The organism is Bradyrhizobium sp. CIR48, assembly GCF_014198315.1.
GTDB lineage: Bacteria > Pseudomonadota > Alphaproteobacteria > Rhizobiales > Xanthobacteraceae > Bradyrhizobium.
Genome location: NZ_JACIHG010000005.1, coordinates 111,786 through 135,160, shown reverse-complemented (window position 1 = coordinate 135,160; position 23,375 = coordinate 111,786). Strand labels below are relative to the sequence as shown.

Annotated in this window: 21 protein-coding genes; 4 read left to right on the top strand and 17 right to left on the bottom strand. The window is 65.9% G+C overall.

The window, feature by feature from the left end; translation table 11 throughout:
• Positions 1–4 precede the first annotated feature (4 nt).
• From GGD66_RS17155 to GGD66_RS17130, 6 genes are all read right to left on the bottom strand, one after another.
• Positions 5–1,375 (bottom strand): TIGR03808 family TAT-translocated repetitive protein, encoded by a 1,371-nt coding sequence (locus tag GGD66_RS17155; protein ID WP_092256676.1) that lies wholly within the window; start codon positions 1,373–1,375, stop codon positions 5–7.
• 201 nt (positions 1,376–1,576) lie between these two features.
• Positions 1,577–2,233: a pyroglutamyl-peptidase I gene (locus GGD66_RS17150; RefSeq protein ID WP_183258431.1), complete on the bottom strand. Its 657-nt coding sequence runs from the start codon at positions 2,231–2,233 to the stop codon at positions 1,577–1,579.
• Positions 2,230–3,219 (bottom strand): methylmalonyl Co-A mutase-associated GTPase MeaB, encoded by a 990-nt coding sequence (gene meaB / locus GGD66_RS17145; RefSeq protein ID WP_183258430.1) that lies wholly within the window; start codon positions 3,217–3,219, stop codon positions 2,230–2,232. Before meaB ends, GGD66_RS17150 begins: the two co-directional genes overlap by 4 nt.
• Before the next feature lie 52 nt (positions 3,220–3,271).
• Positions 3,272–4,783 (bottom strand): tripartite tricarboxylate transporter permease, encoded by a 1,512-nt coding sequence (locus tag GGD66_RS17140; RefSeq protein WP_183258429.1) that lies wholly within the window; start codon positions 4,781–4,783, stop codon positions 3,272–3,274.
• Between the two features lie 4 nt (positions 4,784–4,787).
• A complete protein-coding gene (locus tag GGD66_RS17135) occupies positions 4,788–5,279 on the bottom strand; it encodes a tripartite tricarboxylate transporter TctB family protein (protein ID WP_183237382.1) in 492 nt (163 codons plus the stop codon).
• 435 nt (positions 5,280–5,714) lie between these two features.
• A complete protein-coding gene (locus GGD66_RS17130; RefSeq protein WP_183258428.1) occupies positions 5,715–6,707 on the bottom strand; it encodes a tripartite tricarboxylate transporter substrate binding protein in 993 nt (330 codons plus the stop codon).
• 216 nt (positions 6,708–6,923) lie between these two features.
• Between GGD66_RS17130 and GGD66_RS17125 the strand changes: the two genes are divergently transcribed.
• Positions 6,924–7,391, top strand: a complete 468-nt coding sequence (locus tag GGD66_RS17125) for an SRPBCC family protein (protein WP_183258427.1) — start codon at positions 6,924–6,926, stop codon at positions 7,389–7,391.
• A gap of 7 nt (positions 7,392–7,398) precedes the next feature.
• Here the strand turns inward: GGD66_RS17125 and GGD66_RS17120 are convergent, their stop codons facing one another.
• The 9 genes from GGD66_RS17120 to GGD66_RS17080 form a co-directional block, all read right to left on the bottom strand.
• Positions 7,399–8,187 carry an RsiV family protein gene (locus GGD66_RS17120; RefSeq protein ID WP_246788907.1) on the bottom strand — a complete coding sequence of 263 codons (789 nt, stop codon included), beginning with the start codon at positions 8,185–8,187 and terminating at the stop codon, positions 7,399–7,401.
• A 38-nt stretch (positions 8,188–8,225) separates the two neighbouring features.
• A complete protein-coding gene (scpA, locus tag GGD66_RS17115; RefSeq protein WP_183258426.1) occupies positions 8,226–10,382 on the bottom strand; it encodes a methylmalonyl-CoA mutase in 2,157 nt (718 codons plus the stop codon).
• A 16-nt stretch (positions 10,383–10,398) separates the two neighbouring features.
• Positions 10,399–10,863, bottom strand: coding sequence for a GFA family protein (locus GGD66_RS17110; protein WP_018315747.1), 465 nt, complete (start codon positions 10,861–10,863; stop codon positions 10,399–10,401).
• Entirely contained in the window at positions 10,860–12,731 is a 1,872-nt protein-coding gene (locus GGD66_RS17105) for a methylmalonyl-CoA mutase family protein (protein ID WP_183258425.1), read from the bottom strand. Before GGD66_RS17105 ends, GGD66_RS17110 begins: the two co-directional genes overlap by 4 nt.
• An 81-nt stretch (positions 12,732–12,812) precedes the next feature.
• On the bottom strand, positions 12,813–13,304 hold the full coding sequence (gene folK / locus GGD66_RS17100) for a 2-amino-4-hydroxy-6-hydroxymethyldihydropteridine diphosphokinase (protein ID WP_018315749.1): 492 nt from the start codon (positions 13,302–13,304) through the stop codon (positions 12,813–12,815).
• Complete coding sequence (gene folB, locus GGD66_RS17095) at positions 13,304–13,672, bottom strand: dihydroneopterin aldolase (protein WP_018315750.1); 369 nt, start codon at positions 13,670–13,672, stop codon at positions 13,304–13,306. The genes folK and folB overlap by 1 nt, the downstream gene beginning before the upstream one ends.
• Positions 13,669–14,529, bottom strand: coding sequence for a dihydropteroate synthase (gene folP, locus GGD66_RS17090; protein WP_018315751.1), 861 nt, complete (start codon positions 14,527–14,529; stop codon positions 13,669–13,671). The genes folB and folP overlap by 4 nt, the downstream gene beginning before the upstream one ends.
• Positions 14,530–14,759: 230 nt before the next feature.
• Positions 14,760–15,167, bottom strand: a complete 408-nt coding sequence (locus GGD66_RS17085) for a DUF4332 domain-containing protein (RefSeq protein WP_018315752.1) — start codon at positions 15,165–15,167, stop codon at positions 14,760–14,762.
• 26 nt (positions 15,168–15,193) lie between these two features.
• Positions 15,194–15,559, bottom strand: coding sequence for a DUF2267 domain-containing protein (locus tag GGD66_RS17080; protein WP_183258424.1), 366 nt, complete (start codon positions 15,557–15,559; stop codon positions 15,194–15,196).
• 348 nt (positions 15,560–15,907) lie between these two features.
• On the opposite strand from GGD66_RS17080, the gene GGD66_RS17075 reads away from it, so the two are divergent.
• From GGD66_RS17075 to GGD66_RS17065, 3 genes are all read left to right on the top strand, one after another.
• The gene (locus tag GGD66_RS17075) at positions 15,908–17,530 is read left to right on the top strand and encodes a helicase HerA-like domain-containing protein (RefSeq protein ID WP_183258423.1); all 1,623 of its coding nucleotides are present in this window, start codon (positions 15,908–15,910) and stop codon (positions 17,528–17,530) included.
• 246 nt (positions 17,531–17,776) lie between these two features.
• A complete protein-coding gene (locus GGD66_RS17070) occupies positions 17,777–19,105 on the top strand; it encodes a glycosyltransferase family 87 protein (protein ID WP_183258422.1) in 1,329 nt (442 codons plus the stop codon).
• Positions 19,106–19,130: 25 nt separating this feature from the next.
• Positions 19,131–20,525 carry a M20/M25/M40 family metallo-hydrolase gene (locus GGD66_RS17065; RefSeq protein ID WP_183258421.1) on the top strand — a complete coding sequence of 465 codons (1,395 nt, stop codon included), beginning with the start codon at positions 19,131–19,133 and terminating at the stop codon, positions 20,523–20,525.
• A gap of 220 nt (positions 20,526–20,745) precedes the next feature.
• On the opposite strand, the gene GGD66_RS17060 is transcribed toward GGD66_RS17065, so the two are convergent.
• A complete protein-coding gene (locus GGD66_RS17060) occupies positions 20,746–21,525 on the bottom strand; it encodes a class II aldolase/adducin family protein (protein WP_092256635.1) in 780 nt (259 codons plus the stop codon).
• A 181-nt stretch (positions 21,526–21,706) separates the two neighbouring features.
• Entirely contained in the window at positions 21,707–23,356 is a 1,650-nt protein-coding gene (locus GGD66_RS17055; RefSeq protein WP_183237391.1) for a glycosyltransferase family 39 protein, read from the bottom strand.
• Positions 23,357–23,375: the final 19 nt, after the last annotated feature.

Here is a 23,375-nt window from a genome sequence, read left to right as displayed (position 1 = left end):
GGCTTTAGCGCCGCACCGCATTGCCGCCGAGCACCACCTGCGCGAACCGCTGCGCGCCGTCGGCTGACAGATCCGACGTCACCGCACGCGCATGGTCCAGCCCGACCACGGCACCGCGCGGGGTCTCGGAGATCATGTTGTTGTTGACCAGCGCGATGCCGGCGCCCGACACGACGGAGACGCCGACGCCGGCGAGGGCCTTGCGGATCACGTTGCCCGTGATCGCGACGTCGCGCAGATATTTGCCCCAGCCGGCGACGATGCCGTAGGACGGTGCGTTCTCGATCACGTTTCCGGTCACCGAGGTATCCGCCTCGATGTAGATGCCGACGCCGGCATCGTCGTCCGGCGCGGTGCCGATCGGGCGCTTCGGAACGAGGTTGCGGATGATGTTGCCCTGGACCACCGCGATGCGGCCGCCTTCGTTGAAATTGCAGACGGAGACGCCGACCGCGGCGCCGTCGACCGTGTTGTTGGCGATCACCGCGGCCTCGAACGAAAACTCCGAATAGAGCGCGACCTCGCGAACGTCGCTGACGCTGTTGCCTGTGATGTGGATGTTGGAGGCGGAGTTGCCACGCACTGCGGAGTAATCGCAGTTCCTGATGCGGTTGCCGCGCACGATCACGTTGCCGGCGCGAAAGGCGTTGATGGCGTTGCCGTACTGGCCGGAGCCGCCGGGGCCGGCCTTGATGTTCTCGATGCGGTTGTCGGCAACCAGCGTGCCGTCGTCGCCGATCGCGGTGCGCAGGATCTCGATGCCGTTGTCGTTGGTGCCGAGAATCGTGTTGCGCGAGACGCTGAGGCCCCTGGCGTCGAACGAGACCACCGCCGTCACCATGATGTCAGTGAAGATGTTGCCGGAGATGTCGCCGGACACCTGTTCGAGCCAGATGCCGCTGCCGCCTGAATTCGTGATCTCGCAATCAGTGATGCGCGTGTCGCGCCCACCGAGGACATGGATCAGCCCGCGCCGCGCCGGCAGCGGAATGCTGCCGCCGTCGAAAGTGATGCCGGTGAGGCCGATGGAGTCCGAACCGTCGCTCTGGATCGCCGAGGCGCCGCCGGTGAAGACGAGTTTCGTCGCCCCGCGCACACCGATCAATTGCGCGCCGTTGGGCAGCCGCAACAGCCCGGCGCGATAGACGCCGGGTGGTAGCGCCAGCGGCAGCTGTGCGCGTGCAGCTTCGTCGATCGCGCGCTGCAGCGCGCGGGTTTGATCTTCGCTGCTGCCGGGCCGCACGCCGTATTGTGTGGCATCGCGGCCGAGCAGGGATGTCAGTGGTGCCGCGCGCGCGGCGTCGGCCGGCATGGCGAGCGCGCCCGCGATGCCTGCGGTCGAAGCCCCGATGAGATGACGGCGATTGAGGTCCATGACGCGTCCTCCGGCGGAGGCGGGAGGGCATCCGCGCCGACTAGGTAGCGCAGGGCAGGCGAGGGCGCGGGGATTGTTCGCGGTAGGGTTAAATGTTTACGCAGAGACGGTGCCGTAGGGTAGGCAAAGCGTAGCGTGCCCACGATTTGACGGGAGATGGAACGAGATGGTGGGCACGGCGCAGGGGCGCCTTTGCCCACTCTACGAAGCCGGCGTGTTCCGCCCCTTCCTCGCCAACGCCACCATCTCCATCAGCATCGCTTCCCCCGCATCCACCAGCTCTTCCAGCGTGATCCGCGGCGCACCCTTGCGCCGAACCGCGCCGCTGCGTGCGAGCGAGGGAATGTGGATGAACGCCGCGAGCTGCGGGCCGCCCGCCTTCACGTTCTCGATCGCGCGCCAGCTCAGGTAGTTGCAGAGATAGGCGCCGGCATCGCGCGAGGAGCGCGCATCGATGCCGGTGAGGCGCGCAGCGCGCAGCAGCCTTGCCGTGTGCGGACCGAAATTCATCGCGTCGGCATGGCCGGCGATGCCCCGCTTGCTCGATCGGGTGTTGGCGGCATCGGGCCAGAGCATGGTGACGGCGTTGCGCGCGCGGGTCTCGATCCGCAGGTAAGGCGTGCGCGCGGCGAGGCCGAACATCAACAGCGCATCCGGCTTCACCTTTGCGATCACCTCCGGCAATTGCCGGTTGACCGCGGCATAGGTGACCGGGAAGATGTGGCTGGAGATCGCGACATCGTCGAGTGCCGGACGGCGCAGTTGGGCGAGCCGCGCGACCAGCGGCTGGGTCGGGTTATAGGGCGCGCCGGGAAACGGGCCGAAGCCGGTGAGGAGAATGCGGAGCTTTTCGCTCATTTCAGCAACTCCAAGATCTGCTCGGCGGCGAGGGCCGGCGTGAGATGGCCCTCGGCGACCTCGGTCTCGATCTTCCGGACCTTGGTGCGAACCGAGGCTTCGCTGCGCAGCCGCGCCAGCATTCGCTGCTCCAGCATCGACCACATCCATTTCACCTGCTGCTCACGCCGCCGCGCGGCGAAATCGCCGGACGCATTCATCGCCTTGCGATGGTCTAAAACCTTCTGCCAGAGCTCGGTGATGCCGGTGCCGGCCAGCGCCGAATAGGTGACGACGGGCGGATGCCAGTGCTCGGACCTGGGGCTGAGGATATGCAGCGCGCCGCGATAATCGGCGGCGGTGATGTTGGCGCGCTTGAGATTGTCGCCATCGGCCTTGTTGATCGCGATCATGTCGGCGAGCTCGACCAGGCCCTTCTTGATGCCCTGCAATTCGTCGCCGCCGCCCGGCAGCATCAGCGCGAGGAAGAAATCGGTCATGTCGCAGACCGCGGTCTCGGACTGTCCGATGCCGACGGTTTCCACCAGCACGACGCCGAAGCCGGCGGCCTCGCATAACAGCATCGCCTCACGCGTTTTCGCGGCGACGCCGCCGAGCGTGCCCGAGGACGGCGACGGGCGGATGAAGGCATCATCCGAGGCCGACAGCCGCGCCATCCGGGTCTTGTCGCCGAGGATCGAGCCGCCGCTGCGAGCCGAGGACGGATCGACCGCGAGCACCGCGACCTTGTGGCCCTGCTCGATCAGATAGGTCCCGAGCACATCGATGGTGGTGGACTTGCCGACGCCGGGCGATCCCGTGATGCCAACGCGAAACGCCCTGCCGGTCTCTGGCAGAAGCCTCTGCACCAGCTCCCGCGCCAGCGCCTGATGGTCGCCGCGCCGGCTCTCCACCAGCGTGATGGCCCGCGCCAGCGCCGCGCGGCTGCCGCCGCGGAGCTCCTTGGCGAGGGTCTTGATGTCGAGCGAGGGCTTCTTCTCAGTCATGCCCCTGCTTTACAATGCCGAGGCGGGGCAGGCGAGGCCCGCCCGCCCGATATCACCGGCTCGTGGCTGCCGCGGCTTGCGGCTGTTTTACCTTGCGCCAGACCCACACCATCACCGGCCACAGCAGCGCGCCGATCGCCATCGCGGCGAGGATCGCGGCAACGGGGCGTTCGAAGAACGGCAAAATACTGCCGTCCGACTTGATCAGCGAGGTCACGAAGGCCTGCTCGACCATGGTGCCCATGACGATGCCGAGCACCATCGCGGCGACGGGATAGCCGTTCGCCTCCATGACGTAGCCGATCACGCCGAAGGCGGCGACGGTGACGACGCCGAACATGTTGTTGCCGATCGCGAACGAGCCGACCGCACAGCACAGCATGATGATCGGCATTATGGTCGAGCGCGGCGCCAGCAGGATGTAGGCGGCAACCCGGATCATGGCGATGCCGAGCGGGATCATCAGGATGTTCGCGATGATGAACATCAGATAGATCGCGTACATGCTCGACGCCTTCTCGGTGAACAGCGTCGGGCCCGGATTGAGGCCCTTCATGTAGAGCACGCCGATCGCGATCGCGGCGATGGTGTCGCCGGGGATGCCGAACAGCAGCGAGGGCACCCAGCCCGAGGCGATGCTGGCATTGTTGCTGGCGCCGGCCTCGACCAGCCCCTCGACATGGCCGGTGCCGAATTTTTCCGGCTCCTTGGAGAAGCGCTTCGACATCGCGTAGGATACCCAGGCGGCCATGTCGGCACCGGCGCCGGGCAGCACGCCGATGATGATGCCGACGATGTTCCCGCGCGTCATCTGCCAGTGATACAGCTTTGTCAGCCTCCACTGTCCCGCCATGATGCTTCCGAATTTTCGCCGCGGCAGCGGCGGCGGTTCCGGCGTCAGCATCGCGCGCATCACCTGCGCCACCGCGAACACGCCGACCAGCGCCGGGATCGGCTCGATGCCGCCGAACAGATCGGTGAGGCCGAAGGTGAAGCGCGGCACGCCGCCGGGATTTTCGATGCCGATGCAGGAAACCAGCAGGCCGAGGAACATGCCGGCGATCGCCTTCACCGGGGAGGAGCGCGCCACCAAGGTGGCGCACATCAGGCCGAGCAGCGCCAGCCAGAAATATTCGAAGGTCGAGAACGACAGCGCGATCTCGGCAAGCGGCGGCGCCAGGATCATCAGCGACAGCACGCCGGCGATGCCGCCGACCGCGGAAAACCACACGCCGGCCCCGAGCGCGAGCTCGGCCTGGCCCTTGCGCGTCATGGCGTAAGCTTCGTCCGCGTAAGCCGCGGAGGCCGGCGTGCCGGGAATGCGCAGCAGTGCGCCGGGGATGTCGCCGGAGAAGATCGCCATCGAGGACGCCGCGACGATGGTCGCGATCGCCGCGATCGGCGAGAGGTAGAAGGTGACGGGGACGAGCAGGGCGGTCGCCATCGTCGCCGACAGGCCCGGCAGCGAGCCGATCACGAGCCCGTACACGGAGGCCGCGAACATCGAAATGATGACCTCCCAGGTGGAGATCAGCGCGAAGGCATCAATCAGGGTCTTCAGCATGGGATTACCAGGGCGTCGGCAACAGGCCGGCGGGCAGCGGCACGCGGAGCAGCTTGCCGAAGATGAGATGGATGGCGAACGGCGACAGCGCGGCGAGCGGCAGCGCCAGCTTCCACTTCGCACCGAGCGCGGTCGAGGTCACGTAGACCATGATCGCCGCGGTGATAATGAAGCCGAGCCGGTCGGCCGCGGCGACGTAAAACAGCAGCAGCGCCGGCGGCAGCAAAGCGCGCAGGCCGTAGAGCTTGCCCTGCGGCGGTGGAGCGGCCGCCTGGCCGTCCTCCAGCGGGATCAGCTCTTCCTCCTCCTCGAAGGAGTGGCCGATCCCGAACACGATCGCGAGCCCGCACAGCGCAAGGCCGGTGCCGATCACGAGCGGAAACACGTTGGGGCCGACCGGCTGGCCCGGCACCGGCGGCAGGATATAGCCGCCATAGGCGGCAGCCGCGCCGAGCACGACGAGAAACGATCCCGTGACGGAGTCGGGAAGACGCATGGGGAGGAGTCCTACAGGAGGTGCGCTCCCTCTCCCCGCGTGCGGGGAGAGGGTCGGGGTGAGGGGGGCTCGCCGCGGGCGAGGTGAGAGTTGGAGGCGTGGAGAGGGGGGGGGGGGGGGGGGGGGGGGGGGGGGGGGGGCGGGGGGGGGGGGGGGGGGGGGGGGGGGGGGGGGGGGGGGGGGGGGGGGGGGGGGGCCCCCCCGTGGGGGGCGCCCCCCCCCGCCCCCCCCCCCCCCCCCGGCGGGGGGGGGGGGGGGGGGGGGGGGGGGGGCCCCTCGCCGCGGGCGAGGTGAGAGTTGGAGGCGTGGAGAGTCCCCCTCACCCGAATTCGAGCAAAGCTCGAATTCGACCTCTCCCCGCACGCGGGGAGAGGTGATGCAGTGAGCGAACCAACCACGTCAGCCAAAGTCATCTCACGCGAGAGCTGTGAAAGGTCACGCCTTGCTCAAGCCGGCCGCTTTCATCGCCTCGCCCATCTGGGCGTCGCCCTTGTCCATGAAGCCTGCGAACTGGCCGGCATCGCCCCACACGGTGCCGAAGCCGCGATTGCTCATGAAGTCCTTGAACTCGGCGGACTCGTAGACCTTCTTCAATGCCGCGGTGAGCTTGGTTGCGATCTCGGGCGGCAGGTTCTTCGGGGCGCCGATGCCGCGCCAGGCGCCGGTCGCATAATCGATGCCCATCGCTTCCTTCAGCGTCGGCACGTCCTTGAAGATCGGGTTGCGCGCGGGCGCCATGATGGCGAGGCTCCTGGCCTTGCCCGCCTCGATGATGGCGCGCGCCTCCGGCACCGAGCAGGTGGTGAGGTCGAGGCCGCCGGCGGCGAGATCCTGCATCGCAGGGGCCGCGCCGTTCGATGGCACCCAGGCGACCTGGTTGGCGGGCAGGCCCATCGCCTGCATCCAGCCGACCAGCGCCAGATGCCAGATGCCGCCCTGGCCGGTGCCGGAGGCCTTGAACTTGCCGGGAGGCGCCGCCTTGATCGCATCGGCGAGCTCCTTCACCGTCTTGTAGGGCGAGGAGGAGGAGACTTGGATGCCCGGGGGATCCTCGTTCATCAGCGCCAGCGGCGTGTAGCTCTTCGGCGTCAGCTCGGTGAGGCCCTGCCAGTGCATCATCGAGATTTCGACGGTCAGCATGCCGATGGTGTAGCCGTCGGGCTGTGCGGTCGCGATCGCGCTATGGCCGACCACGCCGGAGCCGCCGGTGCGGTTGACCACGTTGAAGGGCTGGCCGAGGTCCTTTTCCAGAAGTGCTGCGACAATGCGCGCGGTCGCGTCGGTTCCGCCGCCCGCGCCCCACGGCACGATCACGGTGACCGGCCGGGCCGGATAGGCTTGTGCGCGTGTGGGCTTGAAGCCGAAAGCGGCGGATGCCGCAACTGCGGCGGTCGAAGCCGCAAAGGTGCGGCGCGAAATCTTGGACATTGAATCTCTCCCAGCGGCGCCCGTGACGTCGGGTGCTCTTCTCAATGTGCCATTCTAGTCGGCTTTGCAGCACCGCCGCAAGGTAGCGCTACCAACGAGATCGCCATGTTGTGTGAAACCATGATGCCCATCGGATGGGCGGTCGGAAATCGGGTGGGTTTTGCTAGCGCAATTCGCCAACCTCTGCGCGTAACGAAAGCCAAAGGCAAGCCATCGATGACCCAAGCCTATTATAGCGCCGTGCTGGACCGCCCGCTGGACGAAGTCTGGTCGCTGATCCGCGATTTCAACAACTATCCCGCTTACATCGACGGCGTGAGCGAGAGCGAGATCGAAGACGACAAGCGCGGGGATGAAGTCGGCGCGATCAGGCGCTTCTGCTATCTCGGAAACTGGATCCGTCAGCGCCTGGTCGATCACTCGGATCGGCAGCACACCCTGACCTATGCCGGTCTCGAAGCGCTGCCGTATCCGCAAGAGGACGGAAGCCAGGCGCCTGCGCCGACGCGCTATCAAGGCACCATGCATCTGCGCCCGATTATCGAGGGCGATCGCACCCTCATCGAATGGTCGGTCGCCCTCGATACCGAGCCGGCCGACGCTGATCGCTGGCAGGCGCTATTCGCATCCTGGATTCCCGATTGGACGGACTCACTTGCGCGGACGCTGGCGCGATCCAGTTAGCGAGCGCTCACGGCTCCTCGGCGTCGCCCTTCGGCCGCGCGCCGCCGAAGATGCGGGTGCCTTCCGCGGTGAGATACGGCTTCAGCGTCTCCCACGGCACGAAGGCGACATACTCGCCCTCGGCGTAGGGGCCGACGGCGTAGGGCGGATAGTGGAAGGTGAGGCCAGAGCTCTTGCCGGCTTCAGTCGAGGGCGCGAGCGTCACAGCGCCGATCTTGAGCAGGCTCGGCGCGACACCTTTGAACCATTCGTCGGTTGCGGTCTCGCTGGCGTCGCGCTTCGTTTTCTCGGTGCGGAGCGAGGCGATCACGGCCTTCACCATCGCCTTCATCGTCGCCCCGTTATCGGCAGTCTCGGTGAAGAGCGGGCGGATCGAGATGCGCTTGTTGTCGGACTTGTCCCACAGGATCGTGTTCACGTCCGAGTTGGGATGCGCGCCGCGGGTGTTCGTATAATCGTTGCGGAGGACGCTGACGTAGCGGTCGGCAACGACGGAGCGGACCGAATATTTGCGCTCGAAATCCCAGCCACCGTCCTTGAAGAATTGCGGGTCGGCTTTGCGCGCGGCGGCAGCTTCGGCGGCATTCTTGTTGAACCATTTTTTGCCCTCCGCGACGCAATCCGCCACCAGCACCGTATCCGCCTTGATCCTGTCGTCGAGGAACATGCGCGCCTCGATGCTCTTGGTCTTGACGGCGGCGTCGGGCTTGGGGTCGGCGGCGTGGGCGGGACCGAACAGCGCGCTGCAAACCGTGGCGACGCTGAGCGCGCGCATGAACATTGGCGCGAAAAACATCACGCAAACTCCTTCTTGTCGGGAAATAGACGGCGAAGCTACTCCGCCGCCTCGCTATGGCCGAGCCGCGCATTCAGTTTGCGGATCAGCTCTTCAGCCGCATCCGCGATCACCGTGCCCGGCGGGAAGATCGCTTCAGCGCCGGCGGCGTAGAGCGCGTCGTAATCCTGCGGCGGCACCACGCCGCCGACGATGATCATGATGTCGTCACGGCCCTGCTTCTTCAGCGCGGCCTTCAACTCCGGCACCGCGGTGAGGTGGGCGGCGGCGAGCGAGGAGACGCCGAGGATGTGGACGTCGTTCTCGACCGCCTGCCGTGCGGCCTCGTCTGCGGTGGCGAACAGCGGCCCGATGTCGACGTCGAAGCCGATATCGGCAAACGCGGACGCGATCACCTTCTGGCCGCGGTCGTGGCCGTCCTGGCCGATCTTGGCGACGAGGATGCGCGGGCGGCGGCCCTCGGCCTCCTCGAAGGCGTCGATCAGCGCCTGAACCTTCTCGACCTGATTGCCCATGGTGGACGCCTCCCGCTTGTAGACGCCGGTGATGGACTTGATTTCGGCGCGGTGTCGGCCGAACACCTTCTCCATCGCGTCAGAGATTTCGCCGACGGTCGCCTTGGCGCGCGCCGCGTCGATCGCGAGCGCGAGCAGATTGCCATTGCCCTCGCCGGCCGAGCGCGTCAGCGCGGCGAGCGCGGCATCGACGTCCTTCTGGTTGCGCTCGCTCTTCAGCCTCGTCAGCTTGTCGATCTGCAGGCGGCGGACATTGGTGTTGTCGACCTTGAGGATGTCGATCGGCGCCTCGTCGGTCGGCTTGTACTTGTTGACGCCGATCACCGCCTGCTTGCCGGCGTCGATCCGCGCCTGCGTCTTGGCGGAGGCCTCCTCGATGCGCAGCTTCGGCAGGCCGGCCTCGATGGCCTTCGCCATGCCGCCGAGCTCCTCGACCTCCTGGATGTGGCCCCAGGCCTTCGCCGCGAGGTCGCGCGTCAGACGCTCGACGTAATACGAGCCGCCCCAGGGATCGATGATCCGCGTGGTGCCGCTCTCCTGCTGCAGGAACAGCTGGGTGTTGCGGGCGATGCGCGCCGAGAAGTCGGTCGGCAAGGCGAGGGCCTCGTCGAGCGCGTTGGTGTGCAGCGACTGGGTGTGGCCCTGGGTCGCCGCCATCGCCTCCACCGTCGTGCGCATCACATTGTTGAAGACGTCCTGCGCGGTCAGCGACCAGCCCGAGGTCTGGCTATGCGTGCGCAGCGACAGCGAGCGTGGGTCTTTGGGGTTGAAGGGCTTGAGCAGCTTCGCCCAGAGCAGGCGCGCGGCGCGCAGCTTGGCGACTTCCATGAAGAAGTTCATGCCGATCGCCCAGAAGAACGACAGGCGCGGCGCGAAGCGGTCGACGTCGAGACCTGCAGCTAGGCCGGCGCGCAAATATTCGACGCCGTCGGCGAGCGTATAGGCGAGCTCGAGATCCTGCGTCGCGCCGGCCTCCTGCATGTGATAGCCGGAGATCGAGATCGAATTGTATTTCGGCATCTTTTGCGAGGTGTACGCAAAGATGTCCGAGATGATCCGCATCGAAGGCGCGGGCGGATAGATGTAGGTGTTGCGCACCATGAACTCTTTCAGAATGTCGTTCTGAATGGTGCCTGACAGCTTCTCCGGCGGCACGCCCTGTTCTTCGGCCGCGGCGACGTAAAGCGCGAGGATCGGCAGCACCGCGCCGTTCATGGTCATGGACACGCTCATCTGGTCGAGCGGAATCCCAGCGAACAGCGTGCGCATGTCGTAGATGGAATCGATGGCCACACCGGCCATGCCGACGTCGCCGCCGACACGCGGATGATCGCTGTCATACCCGCGATGGGTGGCGAGATCGAAGGCGACGGAAAGGCCTTTCTGGCCGGCCGCGAGGTTGCGGCGGTAGAACGCGTTGGAATCCTCCGCCGTGGAGAAGCCGGCATATTGCCTGATAGTCCAGGGCTGGTTGACATACATGGTCGGGTAGGGGCCGCGCAGGTAGGGCGCGATGCCCGGATAGGTCTCGAGGAAATCGAGCCCGGCGAGATCGCCCTCGCCATAAGCAGGCTTCACCAAGATGCCCTCGGGCGTCAGCCACGGCTCGGCGTTGCCTGACGGCGCGGCGGTCGTGGCGCGCTCGAAGGCGACGTCTGCGAAATTGGGAATGCGGCTCATGGTTTCAACCATATCCTCAATCATGATCCGGATGCTGATGGCTGACGATGGTCGCCATCTTCTCCGGTCCGTAATTCTGTTGCGTGGTCTGGCTCGGCAGATTGGCGATGCCCACCACCCAGCCAAGGCGGGATTCGGTGCCGAACTGTCGTGTCGGAATAATCTGGTCAGGACGGTCGAAGGCGCCGGTCATGATCTCGATCCGGTCGCCGTCGATGCGGCCGAAGCTCAGCGGCGTGCCGCAGCCGGCGCAAAAGCCGCGTTCGGCGATGGTGGAGGAGCGGAAGAACGACGGCTGCCCCTTGGTCCAGGCAAAGTCCGTCTTGTTGATGTCGGCAAAGGACGCGAACGGCGCGCCGGCCGCCTTCTGGCACATGCGGCAGTGGCAGATCGAAATCCTGGTTGGCGCCGTCGTGACGCCAAAGCGCACGGCCCCGCATTGGCAGCCGCCGGTGAGAACTGGTTTGCCTGGTTCGGTCATTTCTGTTCCATCCGTCGATAGGCGTCTTGTAGCGTGGCAAGCGCATCGCCTCCGGCGAAGACAAAACCCGTGACGCCAGCGGCCCGCAGCGCCGCCTCGGTCTCGCTCGGGCGGCCTGCCAGATAAATATGTCGCCCGCCGGCCGTTTGCAGGGCCTTCGCTGCAGCTTCGGCGTGTTCCGCATAGACCTTGTCGCTGGAACAAAGACAGGCAAGCTCGGCGCCCGAGGCCTTGAACGCTGCCACCACCTTGGCCGCATCGGCAAAGCCCTCGCTATCGAGGGCTTCGATGCCGCCGGCTTCGAAGAAGCTCTTGGCAAAGGTCGCGCGCGCCGTGAAATCGGCGGCCGTGCCGAAATTGGCCAGGAACACTTTCGGCCGGGAGCCCCGCGCCTTCAGCGCCGCGTCGGATTTGTCACGCAGCGCCTCGAACGGTTCCGCCAGCCGGATCGGCGGCAGCGGATCGAACTTGTATTTCTGCTCGCCGTACGGTGCCAGCTCGACCGGCGTCGCTTTCAGCACCGCGGTCTCGCTCTCGTGCAGGTTCGGAAACTCGCTGGCGCCGGTCAGCACGTCGCGACGCTTTGCGATGTTGGCGTCACGCGCTTTTCGCGCGGCCGCGACCTTGCCCTGAAACAGGCCTTGCTGAAGCGCGGCAAACGCACCGCCGGCTGTCTCGCTCTCCTGGAATAGGGTCCAGGCCGCCTCACAAAGCTGCGCGGTCAGCGTCTCGATGCCGCCTGCGCCGGCGGCGGGATCAGAGACCTTGGCGAGGTTGCTCTCTTCCAGCAGCAGGAGCTGCGTATTGCGCGCCACGCGGCGCGCGAACGGATCGGGCAGGCCGAGGGCCAGCGTATGCGGCAGCACGGTGATCGCGTTGGCGCCGGCCAGCCCCGCCGCGAATGTCGCGATGGTCGCGCGCAGCATGTTCACGTAAGGGTCGCGCTGCGTCAGCATGCGCCAGGCCGTGTCGGCGGCGATGAACAGCGGTTTGGGCGTGAGCCCGCACGCTGTCTCGATGCGCGCCCACAACAGCCGCAGCGCGCGGAATTTCGCCATGGTCAGGAACTGGTCGGCATCCGCGGCAAGCCGCGCATAGACCATGCCTTGCGCGGCTTCGAGCGGAATGCCGGCGCCTTCGATCGCGCGCAGATAAGCGACGCCGCAGGCGAGCACGAAGGCGAGCTCCTGCACCTCGGAGCCGCCGGCATCGTGGATCACGCGTCCGTCGGCGGACGCGAACGGTCCCTTGAAACCAAGCCCGGCGAGGCCCTTGATCGCGCCGGTGACGGCAGGGGCGATCTCCTCCCAGGTATAGGGACTGTGGCCCCACACCGCGCCCGCCGCGAGCGGATCGAGCCCGAAGCGGATGTTGCAGGCGGCGGGATCGAGGCCGCTGCTCTTCACATATTCCGCGACATGGATCGTGGCCATCCGCGATTGCGGTCCGATCTGAAGCTCGAGGCCGATGCCGGCATCGAGATGGATGTCCTTCAAGACCCTTGCGATGGCTTCGGCCGAAGGTTCCAGACCGAACCCGTGAGCGCCGCTGCCGCCGGCGAACACCAGCGCGAGCCCGGTCGCGCCGTTCTCCAGATCCTGCAACGCCTGTGCATTCGCGAGCGCCGCGTCGGGATGGTCGATCCGCTGGATGATTTGCCAGGGGGCGGCGGCCGGTCGACCCACGACGGGCGCGACACCCTTGGCGCGCGGATAGAGCGGATCGATCTTGAGTTCGTCATAGGTCTTGCCGACCAGCTTCTCGAACGGCGCGCCCTTCAGAACGCCGTCGACCAGCTTGCGCCAATCCTCGACGGTCGTCTTGGGAAAATCGGCCGCCAGCGGCAGGTCGTCAGTCACGGAGGTCATGCGGCCAAGGGCTCCCAAACGTATCGTTATTCGCAGGCGAAATTGCCACGGCGGGCCGCCCCTGCAAACGGTTGTTTTTGGTTAACCGGTATCCGGAAGCCGCTCAATGCCTTGCGTCGAGACGCTGGCGAGCCCGTCACGCACTGGAATGCCCGAGATCACGCGGTCGGGTGCAATCTCGGCCAGCGGCACCAGCACGAAAGCGCGCTCGAACAGGCGCGGATGCGGCAAGGTCAGGTCCGGCTTCTGCAAGCTGACATCGTCATAGGCGATCATGTCGAGATCGAGCGTGCGCGGGCCCCAGCGCCGCTCCTTGTTCCGCGTGCGGCCGAATTTCTGCTCGACCTTCTGCAGCACGAACAGCAGCGCGTGCGGATCGAGGTCGGTCTCGATCTCGATGCAGGCATTGATGAAGGGGTCCTGCTGTTCGTCGCCCCAGGGCGGCGTGGCATAGTCCGAGGACCGCGCGATCAGGGCGCCTTGCGCCATGCCGCAGATGTGCGCGATCGCCTTGGCGAATGTCGCGCGGACATCGCCGACATTGCCACCGAGTGCGATCAGCACGCTTGCCATCAGGGGTGCCGCGAGCGGGTCAGCATGATGCCGACATCGTCGAAGATCGCGGCGATCGGCGCATGCGGCTTGTGCACGGTGACCTTCACGGCGCGGATACGCGGGAAGTGCGACAGGATGGCGTCGGCCACCGCGCCGGCGGCGCGTTCCAGAAGCTTGTAATTGGTATTCTTGAACGCTGCCGTCGTCGTCGCCACGACGTCGGCATAGGACACGGTGTCGGCGAGCCGGTCGCTGCGCGAGGGCTCCGACAAGTCGGTATAGAGTTCGAGATCGATGACGAAGCGCTGGCCGACTTCGGTCTCGTGATCCATCACGCCGTGGCGGGCGTGGATCGACAGGCCGGTGACGAAAATCGTATCGGTCATTGCTTGCCCTCGATTGCGTTCGCCACCCGCAGCGCCTGCAAGGTCTCGGCGACGTCATGGGTCCGGATGATCTTTGCGCCGCGTTGCGCGGCGATCAGGTGCGCGGCGATCGAGCCGGCGAGCCGGTCCTTCGGCTCCGATGGCGACACCGAGGCGATGAAGCGTTTTCGCGAGGCACCGACGAGGATCGGCAGGCCGAACATCTCGAATTCGCGCAAGCGCGCCAGCGCGGTCATGCTCTGCTCCGCAGTCTTGCCGAAGCCGATGCCGGGATCGAGCACGATCTTGTCGCGCGCGATGCCGGCCTTTGCGGCGATATCCAGCGAGCGCAGGAAGAACGTCTTCATGTCCGTGATGATGTCGATGGCGGGATCGGCGTCGTCGCGGTTGTGCATGACGATGACGGGAACGCCTCTCGCGGCCACCAGCGGCGCCATGGCGGCGTCGCGTTGCAGGCCCCAGACGTCGTTGGCGATCGCCGCGCCCTGGTCGAGCGCGTAGGCCACCACCTCGGCCTTCATGCTATCGATCGACACCGGCACGCCGAGCGCGACCACGCCCGCCAGCACCGGCTTCAGCCGGGCGAGCTCGTCGTCCGCCGTGACGGCCTTCGCGCCCTTGTAGGGCCGGGTGGATTCGGCGCCGATATCGATGATGTCGACGCCATCCGCGATCATCGCCCGCGCCCGTGCGAGCGCCTGCTCGGGCGCGATGAACTCGCCGCCATCGGAAAAGGAATCCGGGGTGATGTTGAGCACGCCCATCACCGCCGGGATCGGTCGTTCCAGCAGTTTCCGCAGCGCATCTGGCCCGGCCGAGCCGGCCGGCGGGACGGATGGGGAGGGCGAGGCATTCATGCCGCCCGCTTTGCGCGGTCGGGGAGGGGGAGTCAAGACGGGATGGGGCAGCACAACCCTGGTCTGAGACCGTCACCCTGAGGCGCTCGCCTCTTCGGCGAGCCTCGAAGGGCGACCGCCCGGCTCTCTCCGTGCGGATGTGGCGGTGGCCGTGCATCCTTCGAGGCTCTCCACGGGGACGCTTTGCGTCCCGTGTTTCGCACTTCAGGATGACAGAGAGAGCAAGTGAACTAATATGTGATCTTCGGCTGCAGCTTCTTCGCCTTGGCGATGATGTCGCCGACCGACTTCTCGGAAGGCAGGATGCGGAGCAGCTTCTTCTTTTCGTTGGCGTCGCGCATGCTCTGGGCGAGCCTTGCCGGATTCCGATAGGCGAGCTCGCGCACGGTGGTGACGCCGGCGGCGCGGACCAGGCCGACCTTGGCCCGACCCATGCCGGGAATACGCATGTAGTCGGAGACGTTGGCCCATTCCAGCAGCAGCTGCTCGCTGATGCCGGTCTTGGCGGAAAGCGCCTTGCGGCCCTTCACTGTGCCGGCCGCCTCGAGCAGCCCGTCGGTGGTGCGGATGCCCTGCGCCTTCAACTTGTTGGCGGCAAAGACCGACAGGCCCTCAATCTCGGAGATCGGATATGTCATGATACTCGATATGAATTGCCAAAGCTTCAGGCGAACTGGCTGAGGCCCGGCGTCCCCGCAACGATCTTGCCCATCTGATCTGCTCCGATTTTGTCTCGGCCGAAGCGGAAAAGTTCACGGGCGACGTTTTGAATCTCCGACATGCCAAGTCCGAGGCCCATCAGGCGCGTGCCGACAGCCATCAAGCCGCCGCCCATCAGCCGCGACAGTCCGCCGCCGCTCCTGGATGCCTCGATCGCGGCTTCCGCTCCGGGGATCTGATTGATCAGGGCCTGCACGCTGTCGGAAGGACCCTCGTTGCGGAGGAAGCCCAGGATGATGCCGACGCTCTTTTCAGCGACAGCACTATCTATGCTGGCGTTTGTCGCCAGCCGCCCGATCAGCTCGTCCATAAGGCCCGCCCCTCAGCCGGTTTGCTTGCCGGAGTATTTCTTTCGAAAATGATCTTGAGCCGGTGTGATGTGAAATTCAAGCGATGAACGCACGCGTCGTCGCGATTCACCTTCGAACGCGCGAAAAGTGTTGCAGCGATGCAAGAGCGGAGTTGGAATCGGCGAAAAATTGCCGCGTTGCGAACGCCTCGTTCCTACTTTCGGCTGATGTCGTCCGTCCGTTTCCGACTATGTCGCATGTTCGGCCGTGTTGAACCGTTTTAATCGGCGCGCAACATGCGTTAAACTACGGAACTGGTGCATTTGAGTTTCAATACGCGAAACCCGGCAGAGAGATCAGAGAGAATAATGACCGCACAGGACAGCAAGCTCGGCGATACCGACGACAAGATCTTCGTCGGCAAGGGAGACGAGCAGGCATGGCTGACGCTGGCGCTCGCCAATCGCCACGGCCTCGTCACGGGCGCAACCGGAACCGGCAAGACCGTGACGCTGCAAGTGATGGCGGAAGGATTTGCACGCGCCGGTGTTCCGGTCTTCGCGGCGGACATCAAGGGCGACCTCTCCGGCATCTCCGAGGTTGGCGAGGCCAAAGACTTCATCCTCAAGCGCGCTTCCGAAATGGGGCTGAATTTCCAGCCCGACCAGTTCTCGACAGTGTTCTGGGACGTGTTCGGCGAGCAGGGCCACCCGGTGCGCGCGACCGTCACGGAAATGGGGCCGCTTCTGCTCGCGCGCATGCTCGACCTCAACGACGTGCAGGAAGGCGTGCTCAACGTCGCCTTCCGCGTCGCTGACGACAACGGGCTGACCCTCATCGACATGAAGGATCTGCGCGCACTGCTCGACGCCATCGTGCCCGATAGCGCGAAGAAGGGGGCGGACGTGGGGGAGGATCCGCTCGCCGCCATCCGCAAGGCCGCGCAGGGGTTCGGCAACGTCACCAAGGCCACCGTCGGCACCATCCAGCGCCAGCTGCTGGTGCTGGAGAACCAGGGCGGCACCAAATTCTTCGGCGAACCGGCGCTGACGCTGAAGGACTTCATGAAGAGCGACCGCGACGGCCGCGGCATGGTCAACATCCTGGTCGCCGACAAGCTGCTGCAGAACCCCAGGCTTTACGCGACATTCCTGCTGTGGATGTTGTCGGAGCTGTTCGAGGAGCTGCCCGAGGCCGGCGATCTGCCCAAGCCAAAGCTCGTGTTCTTCTTCGACGAGGCGCATCTGCTGTTCAACGATGCGCCCAAGGCGCTGATGGACAAGATCGAGCAGGTGGTCCGCCTGATCCGCTCCAAGGGCGTCGGCGTCTACTTCGTGACGCAAAACCCGGTCGACGTCCCCGACCGCGTGCTCGGACAGCTCGGCAACCGGGTGCAGCACGCGCTGCGCGCCTTCACCCCTCGGGACCAGAAGGCGGTCGCCGCTGCGGCCCAGACCTTCCGGCCCAACCCGAAGCTCGACACCGCCAAGGTGATCATGGAGCTCGGCAAGGGCGAAGCGCTGGTGTCCTTCCTCGAAGGCAACGGCACTCCGGCGATGGTGGAGCGGGTGCTGATCCGGCCGCCGTCGGCTCGCATCGGGCCGATCACGCCGGACGAGCGCAAGGCGATCATGGCTGCGAGCCCGGTGAAGGGCAAATACGACACCGCGGTCGATGAAGAGTCCGCTTACGAGATGATCCAGAAGCGCATCGCCGGCACAGCGGCCACAGCGGACGGTCCGGCTGGCGGAAATGGCGGCGGCCTTCTCGGCCAGATCGGCTCGATCGTCGGCACTATCTTCGGCACCAACGTCAAGCGCGGCCGCCTGTCGACCGGCCAGGTCATTGCGCGGGACGTGACGCGATCGGTCACCAACCAGGTGATCGGCGGGATGGCCGCCAATATCGGCAAGTCTGTCGGCGGCCAGCTCGGCGGCTCGATCGGCCGCACGCTGGTCCGCGGCGCGCTCGGCGGATTGCTGCGGCGGTAGGCGGGCCGCTTTGGGCAATTCCGCTTGCCCCAAAAGGTCGTGGACGCCCAGGCCTTCGCCGCGCCGAAGCGGCTTCGGCCGCGCAGGCGGGACAAGCCCGGCCATGACGCTGTGAAAGCTCAAGTACTCTGCTAGTCACCTCATGTGCCGTTGCCCGAGGCCGCCAACGGTACAATTTCAGGTGAGGGGCTCTCCAAGCCTGCGCCGGTCTGCTACGTCCTGTTCGCCGCCGCACAGGACCACCCCGTGACTCCGCCCGCTCCGTTAGCCAAGCCTGACGCGCCCAGACGCCTGTCGCTGCGCGCGCCGCTGGACCTGTTGTTTCTGTTCTGCTGCGCCCTGCTCACCGCCGACGTGCTCGTTCCCGAGATCTTCGGCAGCGGCAAGACCAAGGATTACCCGCTGTGGTTGTGGGCCGGGCAACAGGTCCTGCAGGGTGAGCCACTCTATCCCGCCACGGCCGTCGAGTATTTCGAGTTCATCTATCCGCCGCTGCCGGCGATCCTGCTGGCGATCCCGAGCTGGTTCGGCAAGATCCCGCTCTATGTCGTCCTGTCGATCCTGAATGCCGTGGCGTGGTGGTATACCGGGACGTTCTGCCAGGTCATGGCCGGCTCGGGGCGCAGCCCCGGCCGCTGGCTGGAGGCGCTGCCTGCCGTCGTCACCGTGCCGTTCGTGTTCGACATGTTCGACCTCGGCCAGCCGAACCTCGTCCTGCTGGCCATGATGCTCTACGGTTTCTGGAGCTTGCGGCATCAACGTCCCTGGCTAGCGGGCTTCATGTTCGCGCTCGCCGCTGCCATCAAGGTGTTTCCGATCGCGGTCCTGCCGTATCTGGTCTGGCGGCGAAAATGGGCGGCGGCCGCCGGCACGGTCGCCTTCACCGGCATCCTTCTCTATGTCGTGCCGGCGCCGATCCGCGGCTTCGAGCGCAACGCGGCCGAGCTTGCGACCTGGTATCAGGGCATGGTCGGAACGAGCTCGGAAAAGGGCTTTGGCCAGCGTGACGAGCAGAACTGGTCGTGGGTCAACCAGTCCCTCATCGCCGTCACGCACCGCCTGGTCCGTCCGATCAACTTCAATCTGGAGGATCCCGGCAAGCCGCCGCGCACGATGAACATCATCGACGTCGATTACAGGACGGCGAACTGGATCGTGCTGGTGCTGTCGGCCTTGCTCGGGCTCGGCTTCGTCGCGATCATGCCGCAGCAAGCGCGGCGAACGGCGCGCTCGGATGCCGAGGAGCTCGCCATCCTGTTCTGCCTGATCACGGTGGCCTCGCCTTTGGCTCGGCAATACTACTTCATGTGGCTGTTCTTCCCGATGACGGTGCTGATGCATCGCGCCGCCTTCGACGAGCGGCCGAATGTGCGTCTCGGAACCTGGCTCGCCCTCGGCGCAGCCGGAATTCTCATGCTGCTGGCGCTGCCGTGGTTTCCAACTGTCCTCCAGGCTTGGGGCAACAATCTCCTCGCGACCGCCGTTCTTGCAGGTAGTCTTGCATGGCACATCCGGCATCCGCCCGTTGCGGCTGGCTCCGAGCCCGCGACGGCGCTAAAACCCGGTACCTCTTGAGACTCGAACGTCAGGACCAACGACCATGGCCAATGCGCAGCTTCAATCCGTGCTCGACCACATCGACAAGGATTTCGACAACAGCCTGGAGCGCCTGTTCGCGCTGCTCCGGATCAAGTCGATCTCCGCCGATCCGGCCTTCGCCGGGGATTGCAAGGCGGCGGCCGAGCATCTCGCCAAGGATATCGCGAGCCTCGGCGTCGCCACTGAAGTGAGGCCGACCGCGGGCCATCCCGCCATCGTCGGCAAGACCGGGGCCGGTGGGCGGCCGCATGTGATCTTTTACGGCCATTACGACGTGCAGCCGGTCGACCCGCTCGATCTCTGGCACCGTCCGCCGTTCGAGCCCGTCGTCACCGACCATGCCGACGGCCGCAAGATCATCGTCGCGCGCGGCGCCGAGGACGACAAGGGCCAGGTGATGACGTTCGTCGAAGCCTGCCGCGCCTGGAAGAAGGTGACGGGCTCGCTGCCGGTCGACATCACCTTTCTGATCGAAGGCGAGGAGGAGGTCGGCTCGAAGAACTTCGTGCCCTTCATCGAGGCCAACAAGGACGAATTCAAAGCCGACTACGTGCTGGTCTGCGACACCGGCATGTGGGACCGCAACACGCCGGCGATCACGACCTCGCTGCGCGGCCTGCTCTATGAGGAGCTGAAGATCACCGCCGCCAATCGCGACCTGCATTCCGGCGTGTTCGGCGGCAGCGCGATGAACCCGATCCGGGTGCTGACGAAAATTCTGGGCGGCCTGTTCGACGACGACAACCGCATCACCATTCCCGGCTTCTATGACGGCGTGAAGGATCTGCCGCCTGATATCCTGGAGCAGTGGAAGAAGCTCAACCTGACGCCGGAGATGTTCCTCAAGCCGATCGGCCTGTCGATCCCGGCCGGCGAGAAGGGGCGCCTCCTGATCGAGCAGGCCTCATCGCGCCCGACCTGCGACGTCAACGGCATCTGGGGCGGCTATATCGGCGAGGGCTCCAAGACGGTGATCCCGTCGCATGCTTCAACCAAGGTCTCGTTCCGCCTGGTCGAAGGGCAGGACCCGCAAAAGATCCGCAAGGCCTTCCGCGACTACGTGACGGGGCGCATTCCCGGCGACTGCAAGGTCGAGTTCGGCGACCATTCCGCCGCGCCCGCCGTCGCGCTCGACTGGAACATGAAGCCGCTCGCCGCCGCCAGCAAGGCGCTCACGGAGGAATGGGGCAAGGAGACCGTGCTGATGGGCTCCGGCGCCTCGATCCCGATCGTCGCCGACTTCAAGCGCACGCTTGGCCTCGACTCGCTGCTGGTCGGCTTCGGATTGGACGACGACAACATCCATTCGCCGAACGAGAAGTACGATTTGAGAAGCTTCCAGAAAGGCATCCGCTCCTGGGCCCGCATCCTCGCGGCGTTGGCGGAGGTGAAGTAGGCGAGCTGTCGTAGGGTGGGCAAAGGCGCAAAGCGCCGTGCCCACCATCTCTTACCAAACGCGAAAGAACGTGGGCACGCTGCGCTTTGCCCACCCTACGGCTCTGCTGTCGTGGCGACTACCGCCCCAAAATAAAAACGCCGCCCGGAATTGGGCGGCGTTTCATTCCAAAAGGCGTAGAGGTTAGTTGGGCGCTACCCTACACCAAATCCCGAAAATCTCAAGACCGGTAGCCCGGGAGCTCGCGGTCGAGCTTGCGCAGCAGCGGCGGCCACACGAGGTTGGTGGCGCGCAGCTCGGCGCGGTCGCGGTTGGCGAGCAGCTCGGTGTTCTTGTCGATCGCGGTATCGTCGACCGGGTAGACCGGCGTGCCGAGCGCGCGCGTGCGCACCTGCATCGAGCAGGCGCGCTCGAGGTGGTACATGCGCTCGAAGGCGGAGGCGACCGAGCGACCGACGGTGAGCGTGCCGTGATTGCGCAGCAGCATGTGGTTGTGGTCGCCGAGATCCTTCTGCAGCCGCGGCCGCTCGTCGTGATCGAGCGCGATGCCTTCATAGTCATGATAGGCGAGGTCGTGGGTGACGAGCTGGGCGGTCTGGTTCAGCGGCAGCAGGCCTTCAGCGCTGCTCGACACCGCGGTGCCGTCGAGCGTGTGGAGATGCAGCACGCAGATCGCGTCCTCGCGCACCTCGTGGATCGCCGAATGGATGGTGAAGCCCGCCGGGTTGATGCTGTATTCGCTCTCGGAGAGCTGGTTGCCGTGCAAATCGACCTTGACGAGGCTCGAGGCCGTGATCTCGTCGAACATCAGCCCATAGGGATTGATGAGAAAATGATGGTCGGGGCCGGGCACGCGCGCGGAGATGTGGGTGTCGACCAGATCGTCCCAACCGTACAGCGCGACAAGGCGGTAGCAGGCGGCGAGATTGACCCGTTGCTGCCACTCGGCCTCCGTCATATCAGACGGCACTTCCTTCAGGCGCGCTTCCGCTGGCGACATGGCTGATCTCTCCGAACATCGTTGTTGCGGGGAGGGAGCGTAGTACCGCTCGTGGCAAGCAGCAAGGCGCGACAAGCGCGCGGCAGTCAAGCGTAGCCCGCATGAGCGGAGCGACATGCGGGACCGCTCTGAGAGGGATCCCGGATGTCGCTTCGCTCATCCGGGCTACGGGAGAAGAATATTACGGCGCCGGGATCGACAGCAGGCTGGAAATGCTGCGGCCGCGGATGTCGTAGACGCGGGCGAACACGACGTCGTCGCGCTTGATCTCCACCATCACGGGCGCGGTGAGGCCCTTGCAGTAGAACTCGCCGAGCGTCATCGCGAAATCGGCCGCGTTGGAATCCCAGCCGATGGTGAAGTCGGGCCCGAGCGCGACCTGGGCGGGGCGCTGCGGACCGCAGACCGCGACCTTCCATTTGCGATTGGTCGGCGGCACTTCCTGGCGTTCGACGATCTGCTCGCGCAGCTCATCCGAGGCCTGCTTCAGCGCGAGGCCCCAATAGTCCAGCATGAAGCGGTCGTCGGCGCCGCGGACGGTGCCGGCGATGTGGTTGAAGTGGGTGTACTGATAGGGATGCAGCCGGATCATCTCGGCGAGCGAGAGCGCGAGGCCAAAGCAGAACGTGGCGAGCACGACCGGCTGCCAGGTGCGGTGATTGGCGCGCAGGCGCTCCATGGCCCAGGCGAAGGCGACGCCGCCGAGCACCGCCATCGGCGGGATCACGAACACGAAATGGCGGATGCCGTTGTACAGCGCCGGCCGCTTCACCATCGCGATCGCGAGCGGCAGGGTTGCGGCGAGCGTCAGCATCAGCATGATGGTCTTGCGCCGCGCCGGCACTTCGCTTCGCGGCAGCATGGCGAAGGTGCCGACCACGGCGCCGGCCGTCAGCACCAGCATCACCTCGGGCAGCTGCAGCGCGAACAGCGTCGGCAGATAGGACCAGGGCATGTCGGGCACGGACACGATCGCGCCGTCGAACATCTCCTTCCACGGCTTCTCGAAGAAGTGCGAGAAGTAGGTCAGCGCCTCGAAGGGATTGCCGGGCTCCATGATCGACCACGGCCAGATCAGGCCCATCACGAGGTAGCCGAACGCGAGGCCAGGCAGCAGCACATAGACGACATGGGCGAAGCGGCGGACCGACTCGCGCAGGCCCTCGCTGCGCAGTTCCTCCAGGAACAGCGGGATGAAGCCGAGCACGGCGTAGACCAGCGCAAGCCCGCCGAGAACGCGGCAGCCCAGCGAAAGGCCGGCACCCAGGCCGACGATCAGGATCGTGCGCGGCGACGGCTTGGGATATTCCTCGGCGAGCCGGACCAGGCCGAGCATCAGGATGATCATGGCCACCGCGAAGGGCGCATCCTTCGGATTCATGAACATGTGGCCGTAGAAGATCGGGCACAGCGCGAGCAGCAGCAGCGAGGCAAGACCGGCAAGGGGTCCGCCGATGCGGCGGCCGAGCCGCCACGTCACCGCAAGTCCGACGACGCCGACAATGGCGCCGACCAGTCGTCGCGTCTCGAACAGCTCGAGCGGAATGATCTTGTGCAGGAGGGCCGCGACCATGTCGAAGCCGCCGCCATACATGTAGAGATTGGCGAAGGAGAGCGCCGCGGTGTCCTTGAAGCCGGAACCGAACATGCGCAGCAGCAAATCGGCATATTCAGCGTGGGTGTAGTCATCCCAGCCGAGGCCGTAGTCGCGGAACGTCAGGCCCGCAATGACCGCGACCGCGGCCAGCACCAGCATGGCGAGATCGTCGCAAGTCCGTTCGACCGAGCGCCGCAGAGGCGTGTCGATCGCCGCAGTCGTGATGGATGTCATGGCTATCGGTGCCCCGGAA